This window comes from Citrobacter sp. LUTT5 (assembly GCF_009905315.1).
Classification (GTDB): Bacteria; Pseudomonadota; Gammaproteobacteria; order Enterobacterales; family Enterobacteriaceae; genus Citrobacter; species Citrobacter freundii.
On sequence record NZ_CP047606.1, the window covers coordinates 4,777,511 to 4,799,045 of the forward strand.

Sequence of the window (21,535 nt, forward strand, 5' to 3'; positions counted from 1 at the left end):
ATGTATAAGAACAGGTAAGCCTGACCATGTCACATTCCTACGATTACGATGCAATAGTAATAGGTTCCGGTCCCGGCGGCGAAGGCGCTGCAATGGGTCTGGTTAAGCAAGGAGCGCGCGTCGCGGTGATTGAGCGCTATCATAACGTCGGCGGAGGCTGTACCCACTGGGGCACCATCCCGTCGAAAGCCCTCCGCCACGCCGTCAGCCGCATTATTGAATTCAATCAGAACCCACTGTACAGCGACCACTCCCGACTCCTTCGTTCTTCTTTTGCCGATATTCTCAACCACGCTGATAACGTTATTAATCAGCAAACGCGTATGCGGCAAGGATTTTACGAGCGCAATCACTGCGAAATTTTGCAGGGGAATGCCCGTTTTGTTGATGAACACACGATCGCCCTGGAATGTCACGACGGTACGGTGGAAACGCTGACTGCGGATAAGTTTGTTATTGCCTGCGGTTCGCGTCCTTATCGCCCTGTTGATGTCGACTTTTCGCATCCCCGGGTTTACGACAGCGACTCTATCCTGAGCCTGCACCACGAACCCCGCCATGTACTGATTTATGGCGCGGGGGTCATTGGCTGTGAATATGCGTCGATCTTCCGTGGAATGGACGTCAAAGTTGATTTAATCAACACCCGCGATCGTCTGCTGGCATTCCTCGATCAAGAGATGTCCGACTCGCTCTCTTACCACTTCTGGAACAGCGGTGTGGTCATTCGCCACAACGAAGAGTATGAGAAGATTGAAGGCTGCGATGACGGCGTCATCATGCACCTGAAATCCGGTAAGAAACTGAAGGCAGACTGCCTGTTGTACGCCAATGGCCGTACCGGTAATACCGATTCGCTGGCGCTGGAAAACATTGGTCTGAAAACCGACAGCCGTGGGCAGCTCAAAGTGAATAGCATGTACCAGACGGCGCTGCCGCATGTGTATGCCGTAGGGGATGTGATCGGTTATCCGAGCCTGGCATCGGCGGCCTACGACCAGGGACGCATTGCCGCCCAGGCGTTGGTAAAAGGCGAAGCGACCGCGCATCTGATTGAAGATATTCCGACCGGAATTTATACCATTCCAGAAATCAGCTCCGTTGGTAAAACCGAACAGCAACTCACGGCAATGAAAGTTCCATACGAGGTTGGCCGCGCCCAGTTTAAGCATCTGGCACGTGCCCAAATCGTGGGTATGAGTGTCGGAACGCTGAAGATCCTGTTCCATCGCGAAACCAAAGAGATTCTGGGGATCCACTGCTTTGGGGAGCGCGCGGCCGAAATTATTCACATCGGACAAGCGATAATGGAGCAAAAAGGTGGTGGTAACACTATCGAGTACTTCGTTAACACCACCTTTAACTACCCAACCATGGCAGAAGCCTATCGGGTAGCAGCGCTAAATGGCTTAAACCGCCTGTTTTAACGCACTGTCGAAATGGCCATCCATTGATCCACGGATGGCCTCTGCCAACTGTTCATAACGGCTGCGCAGCGGCGAACCAGGACGGTACACCAGACCAATCGTACGACGCGGTTCGGGTTTAATGCATGGCAGATAAACGACACCATCACGCTTACGCTCCGGCGGAACAGCCAGCGCAGGCAGTAAGGTAATACCGCTTCCTGCCGCCACCATGTTACGCAGCGTTTCCAGACTGGTTGCCCGAAAATGGGTATCTTCATCAGCACCCGCTTCAAAGCAGAAGCCCATTGCCTGATCGCGCAGGCAGTGGCCATCTTCCAGCATCAGCAGTTTTTCACCCGCCAGATCGGACATCGGTACACAGTCACGGTTTGCCCACGGATGATCTTCATAGATCGCCAGCAGCATAGGCTCATCAAATAGCGGTACTTCGATGAACGCCTCACTCTCTTTCACCAGCGCCAGAATGACGCAGTCAAGCTTGCCGCTATCCAGTTGCGCTAACAGCTGATGTGTCTGCGCCTCATGAAGATACATTTCCAGTTTTGGGAAGGTCTGGTGCAACATCGGAATAATATGCGGCAGCAGGTATGGCCCCACCGTTGGGATCAAACCAATATGCAGCGGGCCAGACATTGTCTCGCCTTGTTGGCTTGCCATCTCCTTGAGCACTTTGACCTCGCGCAGCACGGTGCGCGCCTGATCCACCAGCAGCAAACCAGCCTGGGTGAACAGCACCTTGCGACTCGTACGCTCCAACAACATGACGCCAAGCTCATCTTCCAGCTTGCGGATCTGCCCGCTCAGCGTTGGTTGGCTAACGTGACAGGAGTCTGCCGCTCGTCGGAAGTGACGATGTTCGGCTAGCGCTACCAGGTATTCAAGATCACGAATATTCATTATTCATCCTCCATCGCCACGATAGTTCGTAGCGATAGGTAGCATAGCAACGAACGATTATCCCTATCAAGCTTTCTGTTTAATAATGCACCACAGAAACGGAACGGTACCCCTTTAACCCTTGAAGCTACTGTCCGTTTTGAGAGTTTCTCTCATACTCGAAATAACTAAAGCCAACGTGAACTTTTGCGGACCTTGTGTCCGCATTTTTTTTGCATAAAAAAGCCCGGCGTGACGCCAGGCTCGAATGATTACCCATCAATTTATGCCAGACGTGCCTTCGCGTAGTCGATCGCCTGTGCAACCTGCTGGGGTGACACGCCGCCTTTCGCCGCACGCTTGTCCAGGCACGATTGCAACGAGAGGATCGGGTAAACGTCATCGCCAATCACCTGGCTGAACTTCTGTAAGTCGGCAAGCGACAGCGCCTCCAGCGGTTTGCCCTGTCGAATCGCCTCGACCACCGTTTCACCTACGATATGGTGCGCTTCGCGGAACGGGACACCTTTCGCCACCAGATAATCCGCCAGTTCAGTGGCGTTAGCATAGCCCTGCTGCGCCGCTTCCTGGCAACGCGGACGTTTCACCTGGATGCCATCCAGCACCAGCGCGGCCATATGCAGACAGTCCAGCCAGGTGTCGAGCGCGTCGAACAGCCCTTCTTTGTCTTCCTGCATATCTTTGTTGTATGCCAGCGGGAGGCCTTTTAACGTCATCATCATGCCGGTCAACGCACCCTGCACGCGACCGCATTTGCCACGGATCAGCTCCAGCGCATCCGGATTTTTCTTCTGCGGCATCAGAGATGAACCCGAAGTCACACGATCGGACAGCTCGACAAAGCCCGCTTCGCCGGTGTTAAAGAAAATCAGGTCTTCAGCAAAACGCGACAGGTGTACCATGCCGATAGAGGCGTCTGAGAGTAACTCCAGCACGTGGTCACGGTCAGAAACGCTGTCCAGACTGTTGCGCGTAGCCGAGGCAAAGCCCAACCAACCCGCCAGCTGCTCGCGATCGATTTCATACGCCGTACCCGCCAGCGCGCCGCAGCCTAACGGACTGACGTCCAGGCGTTTGAGCGCATCCTGCAGGCGGCTCTCGTCACGCGCCAACATTTCAACATAGGCCAGACACCAGTGAGCAAACGTCACCGGCTGCGCACGTTGCAGGTGGGTGTAACCCGGCATGACGGCGTCCTGGTTATTCTCCGCCGTCACCACCAGCGCAGTTTGCAACTGACGATTGGCCGATAGTAATTCGATAACCGTGTCTTTGCACCACAGCTTGAGATCGGTCGCGACCTGGTCGTTACGGCTACGTCCGGTATGCAGTTTTTTACCAAGCTGGCCGACTTTATCAATCAGCTTACCTTCCACCCAACTGTGAATATCTTCGGCATCGCTTTGCAGAATCTGCTGAGGATTCGCGCGAACCTCTTCCAGCAGATTATTCAGCGCTTCTTCCAACCGCAGCTGTTCATCAGCAGTCAGTACACCGACCGTTACCAACGCTTTGGACCAGGCCACAGAGCCAACAATATCCTGTTCTGCCAGGCGGTAGTCAAAACGCAACGAGTCGTTGAACTGTTTGAACCGCTGATCTGCTGCCTGTGTAAAACGCCCACCCCAAAGTGCCATAACGAATTTCCTTAATATGATATTTTTGCCCGGTGGCGCTGCGCTTACCGGGCCTACAAAACCCACGTAGGCCGGATAAGGCGAAGCCGCCATCCAGCACATTAATAGTTAAGCCAGAATACGCGTACCAATTGGCGTGCCGTTAAACAGCGCCGGGAGTTGCTCTGCATGACGCCAGGAGGCGATATCCACCGGACGACCCAGCGTACGCGCGGCATCCAGCGCCGCATTCACCTTCACGATCATGCCATCGGTAATAATGCCCTGTTCAATCAGCTGTTCCGCTTTCGCTGCTGTCATTTCGGCAATACGCTGGCCTTTGCCATCCAGAATACCGCTCACATCAGAGAGCAGGATCAGATCCGCACCCAGCGTTGCCGCCAGCGCCGTTGCCGCCTGATCGGCATTCACGTTCATCAGCAGCCCATCATCAGTGACGCCAATAGAGCTCACTACCGGCAGAAAACCGCTTTCCAGCAGCGTGTTAATCAGCTTAGGCGAACCCGGCTGCGCCAGTCCAACATGACCCAGTTCTTTATCGAGCGGCGTCACTTTTACGCTGTCGCCATCGCCAAGATACAGACCCACAGACGCGATGTGATGTTTTTTCGCCCAAGCCAGCAAGGTTTTATTCGCCGTTCCCGCCAGGGCACCGGTAATAATGTCAATTTGATCGGCAGGCGTGACGCGCAGACCATTTTTCTTTTTCACCGGCAGATTCAGCTGCTTCATCAGCTCGTCAACCACGCAGCCGCCACCGTGCACAATGACCAGCGGACGCTGGTGCGACTCACGATAATTCACCAGTGCGGTAAACAAGCGCTCCAGCGCCTCTTCGCTATCCAGTAAAACGCCGCCCAGCTTGATAATTAATGGATTCATTGTTGCACCCTTAAATAAGAGACTGCGTTTGGGCAAAGCCAAAACGAATATTTGCGCACTGCATCGCCTGTGCCGCCGCGCCTTTCAATAAGTTGTCTTCCGTCGCCACGACGATCAGGTGTTCACCCTGTACGGCAAACCCGATATCGCAGAACGGTAATCCAACCACATTCTTCAGCGCCGGAACCCCTTTGTCATACAGACGCACCAGCGGTTTATCGCCATACGCCTGTTGCAGCGTCTGAGCCACCTGTGCATGGGTTACGCCCGCCTTAAGGCGGCAAGTGATAGTTTCCAGAATTCCGCGCGGGAAGTTACCCAGATGCGGGGTGAAAATCACTTCTGTCCCCAGATGAGTGGCGATTTCCGGCTGATGACGATGGGTAAACACGCCATACGGCTGCAGGCTCACCTCACAAAAGCTGTTGGAGATAGCCGCTTTACGCCCCGCACCGCTCACGCCGCTGGTCGCATTAATTACCGGCCACTGGCTGAGATCCAGCAGCCCGGCATCAATCAACGGTTTCAGCGAAAGCTGCGCCGCCGTCGGGTAACAACCTGGCACAGCAATCAGATTCGCATCTTTCAGTTTGTCCGCGTTCCACTCCGCCAGCCCATAAACGGCCTGCTCCAGCAGCTCAGGATGCTGATGCGTAAAGCCATAATATTTTTCATAGAACGCGCCGTCGTTTACGCGAAACGCGCCCGAAAGGTCAAACACCACGCAACCGGCCTGCAAAAACTGCGGAGCCAGGTCATGACTCACCTCATGAGCCGTTGCGAGGAACACAACATCCACCCCTGCGCTAAACTCGCTGATATCTGACATTGGCTGCAACGGTAAATCGACAATGCCTTTCAACTGCGGATGCAAATCGGAGATTAATTTTCCTGCATCATTGCTTTGCGCTGAGACGGTCAAAGCGGTTATGGTCATATCAGGATGGCGATTTACATAGGTCACAAGCTCTGCGCCGGCATAGCCACTGGCGCCCACAATCAGCGTATTCAACATCGGGGCAGCTCACCTTCTTAGATTCTGTTGCCAGGTATAAGCCTTTATCACCTCACCTTACACTTGGTGGGTTTTATTACGCTCAACGTTAATGTATTTTTATTCACAAATAATGCATGAATATTGATACTATCATGACCCGAGGTGTGTCAACAATGAAAAACAATTTACCGCCATTTATCGAGATTTACCGCGCTCTGATTGCCACGCCATCGATCAGTGCCACCGAAGAGGCGCTCGATCAAAGCAATGCAGGTTTAATCACTCTGCTGGCGGGCTGGTTTAAAGATTTAGGCTTCAATGTGGAGGTCCAACCGGTTCCCGATACGCGAAATAAATTCAATATGCTGGCGAGCATTGGACAGGGCGCTGGCGGCCTGTTGTTGGCGGGCCATACCGATACTGTACCCTTTGACGACGGACGCTGGACCCGCGATCCGTTCACTCTAACCGAGCATGACAATAAGCTGTATGGTTTGGGTACGGCGGATATGAAAGGCTTCTTCGCCTTTATCCTCGACGCGTTGCGTGATGTCGACGTCACGAAACTGAAAAAACCCCTGTACATTCTGGCCACTGCTGACGAAGAGACCAGCATGGCGGGAGCTCGCTACTTCTCTGAAACTACCGCTCTGCGCCCGGACTGCGCGATCATTGGCGAACCCACATCCCTGCAACCGGTGCGCGCGCACAAAGGCCATATCTCTAATGCGATACGCATTCTGGGACAGTCGGGTCATTCAAGCGATCCGGCGCGTGGCGTTAATGCGATTGAACTGATGCATGATGCTATCGGCCATATCATGCATCTGCGCGATGACCTGAAAGCGCGCTATCACCATGATGCCTTTACCGTCCCGTATCCAACGTTAAATTTGGGCCACATCCACGGCGGTGACGCCGCCAACCGAATCTGCGCCTGCTGCGAACTGCATATGGATATTCGCCCGCTACCGGGTATGACGCTAAACGATCTCAATGGGTTACTTAACGAAGCGCTGGCCCCTGTCAGCGAACGTTGGCCGGGTCGCCTGACCGTATCGGAACTGCATCCGCCGATTCCCGGCTATGAGTGCCCACCTGACCATCAACTGGTAGAGGTGGTTGAGAAACTGCTGGGCGCACAGACTGAAGTGGTGAACTATTGCACCGAAGCGCCGTTTATCCAGACGCTTTGCCCAACGCTGGTATTGGGTCCAGGCTCCATTAATCAGGCGCATCAGCCGGATGAGTATCTGGAAACGCGCTTTATTAAGCCAACCCGCGAATTAATCACCCAGGTTGTGCACCATTTCTGCTGGCATTAACTGCTTGTCACCCCGCTAATCCTTTAGTGTTAAGCGGGGCGATTTTTTAACATTTCCATAAGCAACGCTTATTTGATTGGATGTGAATTAAATAACGTAAATTCACGGCATTTATTCGTTTGCTGAACCGATTTCGCAGCAATTGACGTCACGTGTTTTACGTGGCTTTATAAAAGACGGCTAAAAAGTTAAGTCCGCAAGATTTTGCGTGATAGTCAGGCGCGAAAGATACAGGACATATTCAAAATAGATGGGGTGTCTGGGTTAATATGAACGAACAATATTCCGCGTTGCGTAGTAATGTCAGTATGCTCGGCAAAGTGCTGGGAGAGACCATCAAGGATGCGTTGGGAGAGAACATTCTTGATCGCGTAGAAACAATTCGAAAGCTGTCCAAATCATCTCGCGCTGGCAATGAAATTAATCGCCAGGAATTGCTCACCACACTGCAAAATCTGTCTAACGACGAGCTGCTGCCGGTTGCCCGCGCATTTAGCCAGTTCCTGAACCTGGCCAACACCGCCGAGCAGCACCACAGCATTTCGCCAAAAGGCGAAGCAGCCAGCAACCCGGAAGTGATTGCTCGCACTCTGCGTAAACTGAAAGAGCAGCCCAACCTCAATGACGCCACCATCAAGAAAGCCGTAGAATCACTCTCTCTGGAGCTGGTACTCACCGCCCACCCGACCGAGATCACTCGTCGTACGCTGATCCATAAAATGGGTGAGGTGAACGCCTGCCTCAAGCAGCTTGATAACAAAGACCTCGTCGATTATGAACGCAACCAACTGATGCGCCGTCTGCGTCAGCTCATTGCTCAGTCCTGGCATACGGATGAAATCCGCAAACTGCGCCCAAGCCCGGTTGATGAAGCCAAATGGGGATTCGCGGTTGTTGAAAACAGCCTGTGGGAAGGTGTGCCGAACTACCTGCGCGAGCTGAATGAACAACTGGAAGAGCATCTTGGATATAAGCTGCCAGTTGATTTTGTCCCGGTTCGATTTACCTCCTGGATGGGCGGCGACCGTGACGGCAACCCGAACGTAACGGCGGATATCACCCGTCACGTGCTATTGCTCAGCCGCTGGAAAGCGACAGACCTGTTCCTGAAAGACATCCAGTTTCTGATTTCTGAGCTGTCGATGGTGGATGCTACACCGGAGCTGATGGCACTGGTAGGTGAAGAAGGCGCAGCGGAACCTTACCGCTATCTGATGAAAACCCTGCGTTCTCGTCTGATGGCGACCCAGGCCTGGCTTGAAGCCCGTCTGAAAGGCGAGAAATTGCCGAAACCTGCGGGACTTCTCACCCAAAACGAACAGCTCTGGGACCCGCTTTACGCGTGCTACCAGTCTCTACAGGCCTGTGGTATGGGCATCATCGCCAATGGCGAATTGCTCGACACCCTGCGCCGCGTGAAGTGTTTCGGCGTGCCGCTGGTGCGTATTGATATTCGTCAGGAAAGCACACGCCATACTGAAGCCTTGGGCGAACTGACTCGTTATCTGGGCATTGGCGACTACGAAAACTGGTCGGAAGCGGATAAACAGGCTTTCCTGATCCGTGAACTGAATTCCAAGCGTCCGCTCCTGCCGCGTAACTGGGAGCCGAGCAATGACACCCGTGAAGTGCTCGACACCTGTCGGGTCATTGCCGAAGCCCCGTATGGCTCCATTGCCGCCTATGTTATCTCGATGGCGAAAACGCCGTCGGATGTGCTGGCCGTACATCTGCTGCTGAAAGAAGCCGGAATTGGTTTTGCTATGCCGGTCGCACCGCTATTTGAAACGCTGGACGACCTCAACAATGCCGATGACGTCATGTCCCAGCTTCTGAATATCGACTGGTACCGCGGCTTTATTCAGGGCAAACAGATGGTCATGATCGGCTACTCTGATTCCGCAAAAGACGCGGGCGTGATGGCGGCGTCCTGGGCGCAATACCAGGCTCAGGACGCGCTGATCAAAACCTGCGAAAAAGCCGGTATCGAACTGACGCTGTTCCACGGTCGCGGCGGATCCATTGGTCGCGGCGGCGCGCCTGCGCATGCGGCGCTGCTCTCTCAACCGCCAGGCAGTCTGAAAGGCGGTCTGCGCGTGACAGAACAAGGGGAGATGATCCGCTTTAAGTACGGCCTGCCGGAAGTGACCATCAGCAGCCTGTCGCTGTATACCGGAGCAATTCTGGAGGCCAACCTGTTACCACCGCCAGAACCGAAGGATAACTGGCGTCATATCATGGATGAGCTTTCCGATATTTCCTGCGAGCTATACCGTGGATATGTTCGTGAAAACAAAGACTTCGTCCCTTATTTCCGCTCAGCTACACCGGAGCAGGAACTGGGTAAATTGCCGCTCGGTTCACGTCCGGCAAAACGCCGTCCGACCGGCGGCGTTGAGTCTCTGCGTGCTATACCGTGGATCTTTGCCTGGACGCAGAACCGTCTGATGCTCCCGGCCTGGCTTGGTGCTGGTACCGCGCTGCAAAAAGTGGTTGAAGATGGTAAGCAAAGCGAACTCGAAGCGATGTGCCGCGACTGGCCATTCTTCTCCACACGCCTTGGCATGCTGGAAATGGTTTTCGCGAAAGCAGACCTGTGGCTGGCAGAGTATTACGATCAGCGCCTGGTCAAAAAAGAGCTGTGGCCGCTGGGTGAAGAGCTACGCCAACGCCTGGCAGCAGATATCGATGTCGTACTGGCGATTGCCAACGACTCACATTTGATGGCCGACCTGCCGTGGATTGCCGAGTCCATTCAGTTAAGGAATGTTTATACTGACCCGCTGAACGTCTTACAGGCAGAATTGTTACACCGCTCACGCCAGGCCGAAGAGCAAGGCCATGAACCGGATCCACGCGTTGAACAAGCGCTGATGGTGACTATCGCTGGTGTTGCAGCCGGTATGCGCAATACAGGCTAACGCCCCCTCCCGCTGTCGCCTTCGTGCTATTGTACGATGGCGACAGTAAAAACAGCTGTTACAACCACTTCATTTTCAATATATTCCCGCCTGAACATATTCACTACGTGAATATTACAACAGCAAAACACGATCCTGAGATCGTGATGCTTCAGTTCCTCTTAATGTTTAGTCGCTACTCTTGGCGCTACGATTAAAGACAGGCTCACATTATGCAATCCTTACAACTCCAGTCTAAACCCGCCTTTAGCTGGAAAGCCCTGGGTTGGGCGCTCCTCTATTTTTGGTTTTTTTCCTCATTACTGCAGGCCGTTATCTATTTTAGCGGCTATAGCGGATCTACCGGCCTACGCGACTCCCTGCTGTTCAGCTCGCTGTGGTTGATCCCGGTATTCTTATTTCCAAACCGTATCCGCATTATAGCTGCCGTCATTGGCGTAATTCTATGGGCGGCCTCGCTGGCAGCTCTGAGCTATTACGTCATTTACGGGCAAGAGTTCTCGCAAAGCGTTCTGTACGTAATGTTTGAAACCAATGCGAACGAAGCCAGCGAGTACCTGAGTCAATACTTCAGCCTGAAGATCGTCTTAATTGCGCTGGCATATACAGCAATGGCAATTCTGCTATGGACACGTCTGCGTCCGGTACATATTCCATCACCCTGGCGCTATCTGGTGTCGTTTGCACTGTTATACGGATTGATTCTGCATCCGATGACAGTGAACACATTTATCAAACATAAGCCGTTTGAAAAAACGTTGGATGGGCTCGCTTCACGTATGGAGCCCGCCGCGCCGTGGCAATTCATCTCCGGGTATTATCAATATCGTCAGCAGTTGACCTCGCTCAATAGCCTGCTGAATGAGAACAATGCCCTGCCGCCGCTGGCTAACTTTAAAGACAGCTCAGGTGACGCACCGCGTACATTGGTGCTGGTGATTGGCGAATCAACGCAACGTGGCCGCATGAGCCTGTATGGCTACCCGCGTGAAACGACGCCAGAACTGGATGCGCTGCATAAATCCGATCCTAACTTCACCGTATTCAATAATGTCGTGACTTCCCGTCCGTACACCATTGAAATCCTGCAGCAGGCACTGACCTTCGCTAACGAGAAGAACCCGGATCTGTATCTGACTCAGCCGTCCCTGATGAACATGATGAAACAGGCGGGTTATAAAACCTTCTGGATCACTAATCAGCAGACGATGACCGCCCGCAACACCATGCTAACGGTGTTCTCTAAGCAGACGGATAAACAGTTCTATATGAACCAGCAGCGTACGCAAAGTGCGCGCGAATATGACAGCAACGTGCTGGCGCCATTTAAAGAAGTACTGGCCGACCCGGCACCGAAAAAGTTCATCATCGTGCATCTGCTGGGTACGCATATTAAGTACAAATTCCGCTATCCGGATGGCCAGGGTAAGTTTGACAATAATATCGACCATGTTCCCGCAGGTCTGAGTAACGATGAGTTGGAAGCCTACAACGATTACGACAGCGCGAATGTTTACAACGATCATATTATTGCCAGCCTGATCAAAGACTATAAAGCGACCGATCCGAACGGCTTCCTGCTGTACTTCTCCGATCATGGCGAAGAGGTTTACGATACGCCACCGCACAAAACGCAGGGTCGTAATGAAGACAACCCAACGCGCCATATGTACACGGTGCCGTTCCTGTTGTGGACTTCGGAAAAATGGCAGGCCGCGCACCCGCGCGACTTCTCACAGGATGTGAATCGTAAATACAGCAGCTCAGAGCTTATCCACACATGGTCTGACTTAGCGGGCTTCACCTACGATGGCTTCGATCCAACTCGCGCCATTACCAGTCCGCAGTTCAAAGAGACAACCCGCTGGATTGGCAATCCGTACAAGAAAAATGCCCTGATAGATTACGATTCCCTGCCTTACGGCGATCAAATCGGTAATCAATAACCGTCTGCCGGATGCGCTACGCTTATCCGGCCTACAGCTCGCAAAGACTTGTAGGCCGGATATGGCATTAGCCGCCATCCGGCAATAATCACTTGAGGGCGATTGTTTTCAACGTTACTGTTTCCCTGTCTGCTGCCTGCAAGGGATTAACATGTATCACGACGTCAGCCATCTTCTCTCCCGCCTGATTAACGGCCCCACGCCGCTGCGGCAGATTTATTTCGCCAGCACCAATAGCACAACGCCGGAACTGGCGTATCAGGTCGATTTTCCCCGGCTGGAAATTGTGCTGGAAGGTGAATTTGCGGATTCTGGCATCGATAAGGTGCTTACCCCCGGCGATGTCTTGTTTGTTCCGGCTGGCGGCTGGAATATTCCGCAGTGGGCCACACCGGTCACGACACTCAGCATTCTGTTCGGCAAACAGCAACTGGGTTTCAGCGTCGTCCAATGGGACGGCAAGCAATATCAAAACCTTACCCACCAGCACGTCGCTCGGCGTGGGCCGCGCATTGGCTCTTTTCTGCTGCAAACGCTCCATGAGATGCAAATGCAGCCGCAGGAGCAGCAAACGGCCAGGCTAATCGTTGCGAGCTTGCTGAGCCACTGTCGCGATCTGCTCGGCAGCCAGATCCAAACCGCATCACGTAGTCAGGCGCTTTTCGACGCCATTCGCGGCTATATTGACGAACGCTACGCTTCACCGCTCACCCGTGAATCCGTCGCACAGGCGTTTTACATTTCACCCAATTACCTCTCCCACCTGTTTCAAAAAACGGGCGCTATCGGTTTTAACGAATACCTGAACCACACGCGACTGGAACACGCAAAAACGCTGTTAAAGGGTTACGAACTGAAGATCAAAGACGTGGCGCACACCTGTGGGTTTATTGACAGCAACTACTTCTGCCGCCTGTTTCGCAAGAATACTGAACGTTCGCCGTCAGAGTATCGTCGGCAGTATCACAGCCAGTTGACGGAGAAAAAAACTGACCAGTAATAATCGCATACTGGGACAGAAAACGAAGACAAAGGTAACATTTACTGGATTTTTGTATTATCAAAAAACATATACCAGCACATATCACTTACATGTGAAGTATCTCTCACTTTTATAGACATATTACATTTATCCAGCTTTTGACAGATTTGTCAGATAGCACCGCGTGACGAAACACTCTTATCCTGTGCATAGCAAAGCAACCCGGCAACGGGCAGCTAACGGAAAACGTAGAGGGTGTTTTTGTATGGAACTTTATCTTGATACCGCCAACGTCGCGGAAGTCGAACGTCTGGCCCGCATCTTCCCTATCGCGGGCGTCACCACCAACCCAAGCATTGTGGCAGCAAGCAAAGAATCCATCTGGGATGTGCTGCCACGCCTGCAGAACGCCATTGGCAAAGAGGGCATTCTGTTTGCCCAGACCATGAGCCGGGATGCGCAGGGCATGGTGGAAGAAGCTAAACGCCTGAGCAATGCGGTGCCCGGTCTGGTAGTGAAAATCCCGGTGACATCCGAAGGTCTGGCCGCGATCAAGATGCTGAAAAAAGAGGGTATCACCACGCTGGGAACCGCCGTTTACAGTGCTTCTCAGGGGCTACTGGCTGCGCTGGCAGGAGCGAAATATATCGCGCCTTACGTTAACCGTATCGACGCGCAGGGCGGCGACGGGATTCGCACAGTACAGGAACTGCAAACATTGCTGGAACTGCATGCACCGAACAGCATGGTACTGGCTGCCAGCTTTAAAACTCCACGTCAGGCGCTGGATTGCTTGCTGGCAGGATGTGAAGCAATCACCCTGCCATTAGACGTAGCGCAACAAATGCTCAATACCCCTGCGGTAGAGTCAGCAATAGAGAAGTTTGAGCAGGACTGGAACAACGCATTTGGTCACATCAACCTGTGAGGGAAATAAAGTATGGATCGCATTATTCAATCACCTGGTAAGTACATCCAGGGTGCCGATGTTATTACCCGTCTTGGCAGCTACCTCAAACCATTGGCAGAACGCTGGCTGATCGTTGGGGACAAGTTTGTCTTAGGCTTTGCCCAGGGTGCACTGGAAAAAAGCTTCCAGGATGCCGGACTGGCGCTGGAAATTGCACCGTTTGGCGGCGAATGTTCACAAAACGAAATCGACCGTCTGCGCGTCGTAGCGGAAAAAGCGCAGTGTGCGGCAGTACTTGGTATTGGCGGCGGTAAAACGCTGGATACCGCCAAAGCGCTGGCGCACTTTATGGGCGTGCCTGTCGCCATTGCGCCAACCATCGCTTCTACCGATGCGCCGTGCAGCGCGCTGTCCGTCATTTACACCGATGCCGGTGAATTCGATCGCTATCTGCTGCTGCCCAATAACCCGGACAGGGTCATTGTTGATACCAAAATTGTCGCAGGTGCACCGGCGCGTCTGTTAGCTGCGGGTATTGGCGATGCGCTGGCGACCTGGTTCGAAGCGCGTGCCTGTTCACGCAGCGGCGCAACCACCATGGCGGGCGGTCAGTGTACTCAGGCGGCGCTGGCGCTGGCAGAGCTGTGCTTTAATACGCTGATCGAAGAAGGTGAAAAAGCGATGCTGGCTGCAGAGCAGCACGTGGTTACACCAGCACTGGAGCGCATTATTGAAGCCAACACCTATCTGAGTGGCGTCGGTTTTGAAAGCGGTGGTCTGGCAGCGGCTCACGCCATTCATAACGGTCTGACCGCAATCCCGGATGCACATCATTATTACCACGGCGAGAAAGTGGCTTTCGGTACGCTGACGCAGTTGGTGCTGGAAAACGCGCCGGTCGATGAAATTGAAACCGTTGCCGCGCTGTGCCATTCCGTTGGCTTGCCGATTACCCTGGCGCAACTGGATATCAAACAGGATATTCAGGCGAAAATGCGCATTGTGGCTGAGGCAGCCTGTGCCGAAGGCGAAACCATCCACAACATGCCTGGCGGCGCAACCCCAGATCAGGTGTATGCCGCCCTGTTGGTGGCCGACCAGTACGGCCAACGTTACCTGCAAGAGTGGGAATAACCTGCAAATAGAAAATCCCCGCAAATGCGGGGATTTTTTTATTCCTACCATGCCGGACCCGCACAAGCGACATCCGGCATCGTCTGTTACAGCAGATCGAAACGATCCAGGTTCATCACTTTCACCCATGCGGCCACGAAATCTCTCACGAACTTCTCGTGGGCATCGCTGCAGGCATAAACTTCAGCCACTGCGCGCAGTACAGAGTTAGAACCAAATACCAGATCGGCGCGGGTTGCGGTGTATTTTACTTCGCCGCTCAGACGGTCACGACCTTCAAACAGCTCTTTTGACTCATCAACCGCCTTCCACTCATGGCGCATATCCAGCAGATTGACGAAGAAGTCAGTGCTGAGTACGCCTGGACGATCGGTAAAGACACCGTGCTGGCTACCATCAAAGTTGGTGCCCAGTACGCGCATACCGCCCACCAGCACGGTCATTTCCGGTGCGGTTAGCGTCAGCTGCTGTGCTTTATCGATCAGCAGCGACTCGGTGGTCGATACGTCAGGACGGGCGCGGTAGTTACGGAAGCCATCGGCGATCGGCTCAAGCAGTTCAAACATCTCAATATCCGTTTGATCCTGGCGCGCATCCACGCGGCCCGGCGCAAAAGGTACCTTAATGCTGACACCCGCAGCACTTGCCGCCTGCTCGATGCCGACAACACCTGCCAGCACGATAATATCGGCCAACGAGGCGGTATGGGCAGACTTATAAATCCCTTCCAGCACAGGCAGAACGCGTGCTGCGGTGGCATTCACATCCCAGCCGCGCTGTGGATCCAGCGCCAGACGCGCACCGTTAGCGCCGCCACGTTTATCCCCACCGCGGAAAGTCGATGCCGACGCCCATGCTACTGATACCAGTTCGCCCACGGACAGCCCGGAAGCGGCAATGGTCGCTTTCAGTTTCAGGATATCTTCTTCGCTTGGGTTGAAGAACGCATGTGGCAGCGGGTCTTGCCAAATCAAATCTTCTTTTGGCACTTCCGGTCCGATGTAACGCGCTTTTGGCCCCATATCACGGTGCGTCAGTTTGAACCACGCACGAGCAAACGCTTCGTTGAACGCCTGCGGATCGTTCAGGAAACGTCGGGAGATTTTCTCGAACTCAGGATCGAAACGCAGTGTCAGGTCGGTAACCAGCATCGTCGGCTTACGTTTTTTCGATGGATCAAACGGATCAGGAATAATTTCTGGCGCGTCAACCGCTTCAAACTGAATAGCGCCTGCCGGACTGCGAGTTTGTACCCACTCGTATTTGAACAGGTTCTCGAAGAAATAGTTGCTCCATTGGGTTGGCGTCTGCGTCCAGACCACTTCCAGACCGGATGTAATGGCATCCGCACCCGCGCCGCTGCCGTAGCTGCTCGCCCAGCCCAGGCCCTGTGCTTCAATCGGTGCGGATTCAGGATCGGCGCCTACGTGCGAAGCCGGTGCAGCGCCGTGGGTTTTGCCCAACGTATGACCACCGCCAATCAGCGCCACGGTTTCTTCGTCGTTCATACCCATATTACCGAAGGTCGCGCGAATAGCTGCTGCCGCAGAAAGCGGTTCGCCGCTATGGTCCGGCCCTTCCGGGTTCACATAGATAAGGCCCATTTCGGTTGCGCCCAACGGCGCTTTGGCCAGTTCTTCCGGGTGACGGTGAGTCAGCCAGGCTTTTTCATCACCCCAGTTTACGTCGAGATCCGGTTCCCAGACATCTTCACGACCAGCACCAAAGCCGAAGGTGCGGAAGCCTGAGTTTTCCAGCGCCACGTTACCCGCGAGGATAAACAGGTCGGCCCAGGAAATTTTCTGGCCATATTTCTGCTTGATTGGCCACAGCAGACGACGCGCTTTATCAAGGCTTACGTTGTCCGGCCAGGAGTTCAGTGGTGCAAAACGCTGCTGTCCGCGACCCGCGCCACCGCGTCCATCGATGGAGCGATAGGTCCCTGCACCGTGCCATGCCATGCGGATAAACAATCCAGCATAGGTTCCCCAGTCAGCGGGCCACCACGGTTGAGATTCGGACAGAAGGGCTCTGAGATCCCCTTTCAGGGCAGAGTAGTCGAGTTTGCTAAACTCTTTGCGGTAGTCGAAGTCCTCACCCAGCGGGTTAGAACGGTTGGAATGTTGGTTTAAAAGATCAACGCGCAGTTGATTTGGCCACCAGTCGCGGTTGTTCGTTCCTGCTCCCGCGCTCTGGTCGTGACCGCCCTGATGAAAAGGACACTTACCGGCAGTTGATGTGTTCTGGCTATCGTCGGACATGCTCATCTATATGCTCCCTTTACAGTGTTCTGACTACGATATACACCACCAGAGATAAGATATAGTCGAAAAAACCCACAGATTCGATAGCTAATTCCTTTTATATTTTACGTTACAGAGATGTAGATCAAAATGATCAACAAAAAGCCCTCCGTAGAGGGCTGGGGCATCTGTTTAGTTCGGTCTTACACCCAGTGTGTGACAAATAGCGTAGCTCATCTCGGCACGATTAAGGGTATAGAAGTGAAAATCTTTCACCCCTTCGCGGCTGAGAATCTTCACCATGTCCATGGCGATATTAGCGCCCACCAGCTTGCGGGTTTCCGCGTCATCATCCAGACCATCAAACATGGTCGACATCCACGCCGGAATGCGGACGTTGGTCATGTCGGCAAATTTTTTCGCCTGCTTAAAGTTGGAGACTGGCAGGATACCCGGAATAATTTCCACATCGATACCCGCAGACACGCAGCGATCGCGAAAACGCAGATAGCTTTCTACATCGAAGAAGAACTGGGTAATCGCACGGTTCGCACCGGCATCAACCTTACGCTTCAGGTTCAGCAAATCGGCCTGAGCGCTCTTCGCTTCCGGGTGCACTTCCGGGTAAGCCGCAACGGAGATATCAAAGTCTGCAACGTCTTTCAGTAGCGTCACCAGGTCAGAAGCATACATATCCGGTTTACCGCTTCCCGGCGGCAAGTCACCGCGCAGGGCAACAATATGACGAATACCGTTGTTCCAGTAGTCCTGAGCAATGGTACGCAGCTCATCACGGGTCGCATCAATACAGGTCAGGTGCGGCGCTGCTTCAAGGCCAGTGCGATCCTTAATGCCTTTAATAATGCTGTGCGTACGGTCGCGCTCACCAGAGTTTGCACCGTAAGTGACTGAAACAAACTTCGGCTTCAGGCTGCTCAGGCGATCGATGGAGTTCCACAGGGTTTGCTCCATTTCACTGGTGCGCGGCGGGAAAAACTCAAATGAAACATTAATCTGACCGGCAACTTCTGCCAGGCTCTGATTCAGGGCTTCCCGCTGGTTGGCGTGAAAAAAGCTCATACCTTACCTCATCAATCTTTTGTCGTTATATGTTGTGTTGTGAACTGCTATACGTTTAGACGTCTAGATGTAAAAATGACGGAAAAGCATGCTGGCGTCAACACAAAAATCATCGCTAAAGGTGAGGAATACTCAGCCAACGTGAAAAAAATTCACATCAGTCTGAATTGATGAGGGATTGCGCCATGACCGTCTGCAGCCATGCTAATTTTTTTACGTTTTCAGGCAGCATCAGCAACCCCGTGCTAATACGCAATTCGGTATCGGTAAGCGGCAGGAATATCACCCCTCGACGTTGGATAGCGGAAAAGGAGGCCGGAAGCAGGCTCAGACCTTCACCCTGCGCGATCCGCGCCAACAACACGTCATGTTCCAGCGGTTCTTCAATACAGGCAGGAGAGTAACCAGCATGACTAAAAATATGTCGGGTGTAATCAAAAAAGGCGGGGTTACGTTCACGTTTGAACCAGAACAGCGGTCGGTTGCTCAGCGACATTAACGAGAGCGAAGGCAGCGCTGCCTCTGGCCAGAGCGCGGGTAAGGCGACGATCAACGATTCTTGCCAGCCGAGCGGCGTGACGCTAAGCCCCGAAGTCTCAAGCGGTAACGCCACCAGCGCGGCATCCAGCTTTCCACGACGCACCAGACGCGCGAGTTCAGGCGAACCATGACGGACAATATGTCGCTTCTGCACATGCGTAGTCAGCTGTGACTCAAGCGCCGCAAAAACGCCCTGTTCAAACGCCGTGCTTAACCCTAAGCGCAGAGATGGCTCCCTGATTTGCGTTAATTGACTCAACGCAGCGTAGGTTTTGTCCTGGAGATCAAGCAGCGGGCGTACCATTTCAAGTACGCGCTGGCCGTCCTCCGTCAGCGTTAATCCACGGGTATGACGGACAAACAGCGTGACCCCCAGGCGATCTTCAAGCTGGCGAATGTGGCGACTCAACGGCGGTTGCGACATAAACAAGCGCTGCGCAGCCCGGCTCATATTGTTCTCTTCCGCTACTACGGAAAAGTAGCGCAGCAGACGAATATCCAGAGAGTGTAATGGCGATGTTGTCATACCGAAAAGGTATCACGGAAACGGTATTATCCAAATCATTCTACGCCCTCTATTCTCTCGGCATACGCCACACCTACGAGGGAAAAATCATGGAATCAGAACGTTTTATTACCGGCCAGAAAATGCTGCAACAGGTAGATGGCAAAGGGGGAGAGGCCGTCGTTGAGAGCCTGAAGGATATCGCGCCGGATTTTGCCCGCTACCTGCTGGAATTTCCGTTTGGCGACATCTATGCACGTCCAGGTCTGGACCTGCGCAGCCGAGAAATTGCCACTGTCGCCGCTTTAACGGCAATGGGCAATGCCGCCCCGCAGTTGAAAGTACATATTGGCGCGGCATTACACGTTGGTTTAACGCAGGATGAGATCGTTGAAGTGATTATGCAGATGGCCGTATATGCCGGCTTCCCTGCCGCACTCAATGGTTTGTTCGCCGCGAAAGAGGTGTTTGCCTCTCACAGAGGCTAAAACAACAGGCCAGCGGATTGTCTGCTGGCCTGAGCTCACTATGGTTTCACATCTGCCACACGCATGCCTTCAAGCTGCTCATCCGTCAGCGTATTTCCCGCCTTGAAATAGTCAACGACAGCATTAGAGACATAGTAACCGCCGGAGGTATTTCGCGCTTTTCCTTCGGTAAATGCTGTAAAACCATCACCGCCGTCAGCCAGGAAGCTATTGGTGGCTATGTGATAAACCGTGGCATCCTCAATCGGTTTACCGTTTAACGTTAGTACGGTGACGCGCTGACCGACTGGTTTACTGCTGTCATACTTCATCTCCAGTCCTTTGGACACCTGCAATACACCGTTGCTTAAACCCGCGCCGTGCTCCATCAGGCTACGCAACTGTTTACCGGTGAGATCCATTGTTGCCAGCTCGTTGGGGAACGGGAAGGTGCTAATGACCGCACCCATCGTGATAGCACCCGCTGGGATTTCATTACGGATACCGCCCGAATTAGTGAGCGCTAATTGAGTATCTTTACCTGCCGCCACCAGCAACGCATCCGCCGCCAGATTGCCCAACGAAGAAGATTCACCGTAAGCACGCGTCAGCTCAACCGGAGAGTTTGCAACCGTCTGTTGTACCACCTTATCAAGCTTTTTATTCCAGCCATCAATGACCTGTTTCGTCTGCGGGTCTGGCTGCCACTCATCAGCATAAATGGTCTTCAGCTCGAAGTTCTTCACGGTAAATTGATGCGGTTTCTGCTGATAATCCAGCACCAGTTTACCCACATCAATACCGCCGCTGTCGGTAGAAAGAATCAGAGTGTTACCGACTTTAATCGGCTCCGGCGTGCCCACATGCGCATGGCCGGTAATCAGGATATCCAGCCCCTTTACCTGACCTGCGGTCTGGATGTCTTTATCCAATGCACGGCGCACATCTGTACTTCCCTGACTAGACTGACGCGCTGGCGTACCTTCATGGATCAGCGCCACAGTGAGATCGACTTTACCTTTAAGCTCATCGATATAGCGTTGCAACCACTTCACTTCATCCCGCGCTTCAATACCGACACGTGTCGCAGCAGAAACCGTATCATCAAAAGCAAACACGCCGTGCAGGCCAATCACACCAATCTTCACGCCATCTTTTTCAATAATGGTGTAAGGCTTATCCCAGAACATTTTGCTGCTGTTCTGATAAAAGATATTACCCTGCACGATGGGGAATTTCGCCTGACTCAGTTGTAGCAGCGTGTTATCCCAACCGTGATCGAATTCATGATTACCCATGGTGACAGCATCAAAATTCATGGTGTTCATGATATCGATAATCGCCTTACCCTTGGTCAGGCTGCTGATATACGGCCCGGTAAAATAATCACCGGCATCAAAAAACCAGGTGGCGCTATTTTTCGTTTTTTCCTGCTTCACCATCGTCGTGATATTAGCCCAACCACCAATATCACGCGTGCCATTAGCAATCCATGGGACTTTATAAGGTTCAACGTGGGCGTGAAGATCGTTGGTATAGATAATCGTGACATCTTTGGCACTCGCCCAAAGCGGCAACGATACCAGAACACCAACAGCAAGCATTTTTAACTTCATAATCAATCCCTTTCAGTCATATA

16 protein-coding genes are annotated in these 21,535 nt (G+C 53.1%); 8 read left to right on the forward strand and 8 right to left on the reverse strand.

The window, feature by feature from the left end; genetic code table 11:
• The first annotated feature begins 26 nt into the window (after positions 1 to 26).
• A complete protein-coding gene (sthA, locus tag GUC46_RS22725) occupies positions 27 to 1,427 on the forward strand; it encodes a Si-specific NAD(P)(+) transhydrogenase (RefSeq protein WP_003028860.1) in 1,401 nt (466 codons plus the stop codon).
• Here sthA and oxyR read toward each other — a convergent pair.
• From oxyR to argC, 4 genes are all read right to left on the reverse strand, one after another.
• The gene (gene oxyR, locus GUC46_RS22730; RefSeq protein WP_003028858.1) at positions 1,410 to 2,327 is read right to left on the reverse strand and encodes a DNA-binding transcriptional regulator OxyR; all 918 of its coding nucleotides are present in this window, start codon (positions 2,325 to 2,327) and stop codon (positions 1,410 to 1,412) included. The genes sthA and oxyR overlap by 18 nt on opposite strands.
• Before the next feature lie 263 nt (positions 2,328 to 2,590).
• A complete protein-coding gene (argH, locus tag GUC46_RS22735; protein WP_003028856.1) occupies positions 2,591 to 3,964 on the reverse strand; it encodes an argininosuccinate lyase in 1,374 nt (457 codons plus the stop codon).
• A gap of 108 nt (positions 3,965 to 4,072) precedes the next feature.
• Positions 4,073 to 4,846 (reverse strand): acetylglutamate kinase, encoded by a 774-nt coding sequence (gene argB, locus GUC46_RS22740; RefSeq protein ID WP_003028854.1) that lies wholly within the window; start codon positions 4,844 to 4,846, stop codon positions 4,073 to 4,075.
• A gap of 10 nt (positions 4,847 to 4,856) precedes the next feature.
• A complete protein-coding gene (gene argC, locus GUC46_RS22745) occupies positions 4,857 to 5,861 on the reverse strand; it encodes an N-acetyl-gamma-glutamyl-phosphate reductase (protein WP_049002302.1) in 1,005 nt (334 codons plus the stop codon).
• A 155-nt stretch (positions 5,862 to 6,016) separates the two neighbouring features.
• On the opposite strand from argC, the gene argE reads away from it, so the two are divergent.
• From argE to GUC46_RS22775, 6 genes are all read left to right on the forward strand, one after another.
• The gene (gene argE / locus GUC46_RS22750) at positions 6,017 to 7,168 is read left to right on the forward strand and encodes an acetylornithine deacetylase (RefSeq protein WP_003028848.1); all 1,152 of its coding nucleotides are present in this window, start codon (positions 6,017 to 6,019) and stop codon (positions 7,166 to 7,168) included.
• A 269-nt stretch (positions 7,169 to 7,437) separates the two neighbouring features.
• Positions 7,438 to 10,089 carry a phosphoenolpyruvate carboxylase gene (gene ppc / locus GUC46_RS22755; protein WP_032938423.1) on the forward strand — a complete coding sequence of 884 codons (2,652 nt, stop codon included), beginning with the start codon at positions 7,438 to 7,440 and terminating at the stop codon, positions 10,087 to 10,089.
• A gap of 212 nt (positions 10,090 to 10,301) precedes the next feature.
• A complete protein-coding gene (locus GUC46_RS22760; protein WP_003840540.1) occupies positions 10,302 to 12,035 on the forward strand; it encodes a phosphoethanolamine transferase CptA in 1,734 nt (577 codons plus the stop codon).
• A 151-nt stretch (positions 12,036 to 12,186) separates the two neighbouring features.
• The gene (locus GUC46_RS22765; RefSeq protein WP_044714681.1) at positions 12,187 to 13,035 is read left to right on the forward strand and encodes an AraC family transcriptional regulator; all 849 of its coding nucleotides are present in this window, start codon (positions 12,187 to 12,189) and stop codon (positions 13,033 to 13,035) included.
• 247 nt (positions 13,036 to 13,282) lie between these two features.
• Positions 13,283 to 13,945 carry a fructose-6-phosphate aldolase gene (gene fsa / locus GUC46_RS22770; RefSeq protein WP_016151282.1) on the forward strand — a complete coding sequence of 221 codons (663 nt, stop codon included), beginning with the start codon at positions 13,283 to 13,285 and terminating at the stop codon, positions 13,943 to 13,945.
• A gap of 12 nt (positions 13,946 to 13,957) precedes the next feature.
• Complete coding sequence (locus GUC46_RS22775) at positions 13,958 to 15,061, forward strand: glycerol dehydrogenase (RefSeq protein ID WP_032950726.1); 1,104 nt, start codon at positions 13,958 to 13,960, stop codon at positions 15,059 to 15,061.
• Positions 15,062 to 15,147: 86 nt separating this feature from the next.
• Here the strand turns inward: GUC46_RS22775 and katG are convergent, their stop codons facing one another.
• The 3 genes from katG to GUC46_RS22790 form a co-directional block, all read right to left on the reverse strand.
• Entirely contained in the window at positions 15,148 to 17,328 is a 2,181-nt protein-coding gene (katG, locus tag GUC46_RS22780; RefSeq protein ID WP_003840531.1) for a catalase/peroxidase HPI, read from the reverse strand.
• Between the two features lie 168 nt (positions 17,329 to 17,496).
• Positions 17,497 to 18,384, reverse strand: coding sequence for a methylenetetrahydrofolate reductase (metF, locus tag GUC46_RS22785; RefSeq protein ID WP_003028830.1), 888 nt, complete (start codon positions 18,382 to 18,384; stop codon positions 17,497 to 17,499).
• A gap of 157 nt (positions 18,385 to 18,541) precedes the next feature.
• Positions 18,542 to 19,450, reverse strand: coding sequence for a LysR family transcriptional regulator (locus GUC46_RS22790; RefSeq protein WP_143114075.1), 909 nt, complete (start codon positions 19,448 to 19,450; stop codon positions 18,542 to 18,544).
• An 89-nt stretch (positions 19,451 to 19,539) separates the two neighbouring features.
• Here GUC46_RS22790 and GUC46_RS22795 point away from each other — a divergent pair, with 89 nt between their 5' ends.
• On the forward strand, positions 19,540 to 19,917 hold the full coding sequence (locus GUC46_RS22795) for a carboxymuconolactone decarboxylase family protein (RefSeq protein WP_003028825.1): 378 nt from the start codon (positions 19,540 to 19,542) through the stop codon (positions 19,915 to 19,917).
• Between the two features lie 38 nt (positions 19,918 to 19,955).
• On the opposite strand, the gene GUC46_RS22800 is transcribed toward GUC46_RS22795, so the two are convergent.
• Entirely contained in the window at positions 19,956 to 21,512 is a 1,557-nt protein-coding gene (locus tag GUC46_RS22800; RefSeq protein ID WP_046671337.1) for a bifunctional UDP-sugar hydrolase/5'-nucleotidase, read from the reverse strand.
• Between the last annotated feature and the right edge of the window lie 23 nt (positions 21,513 to 21,535).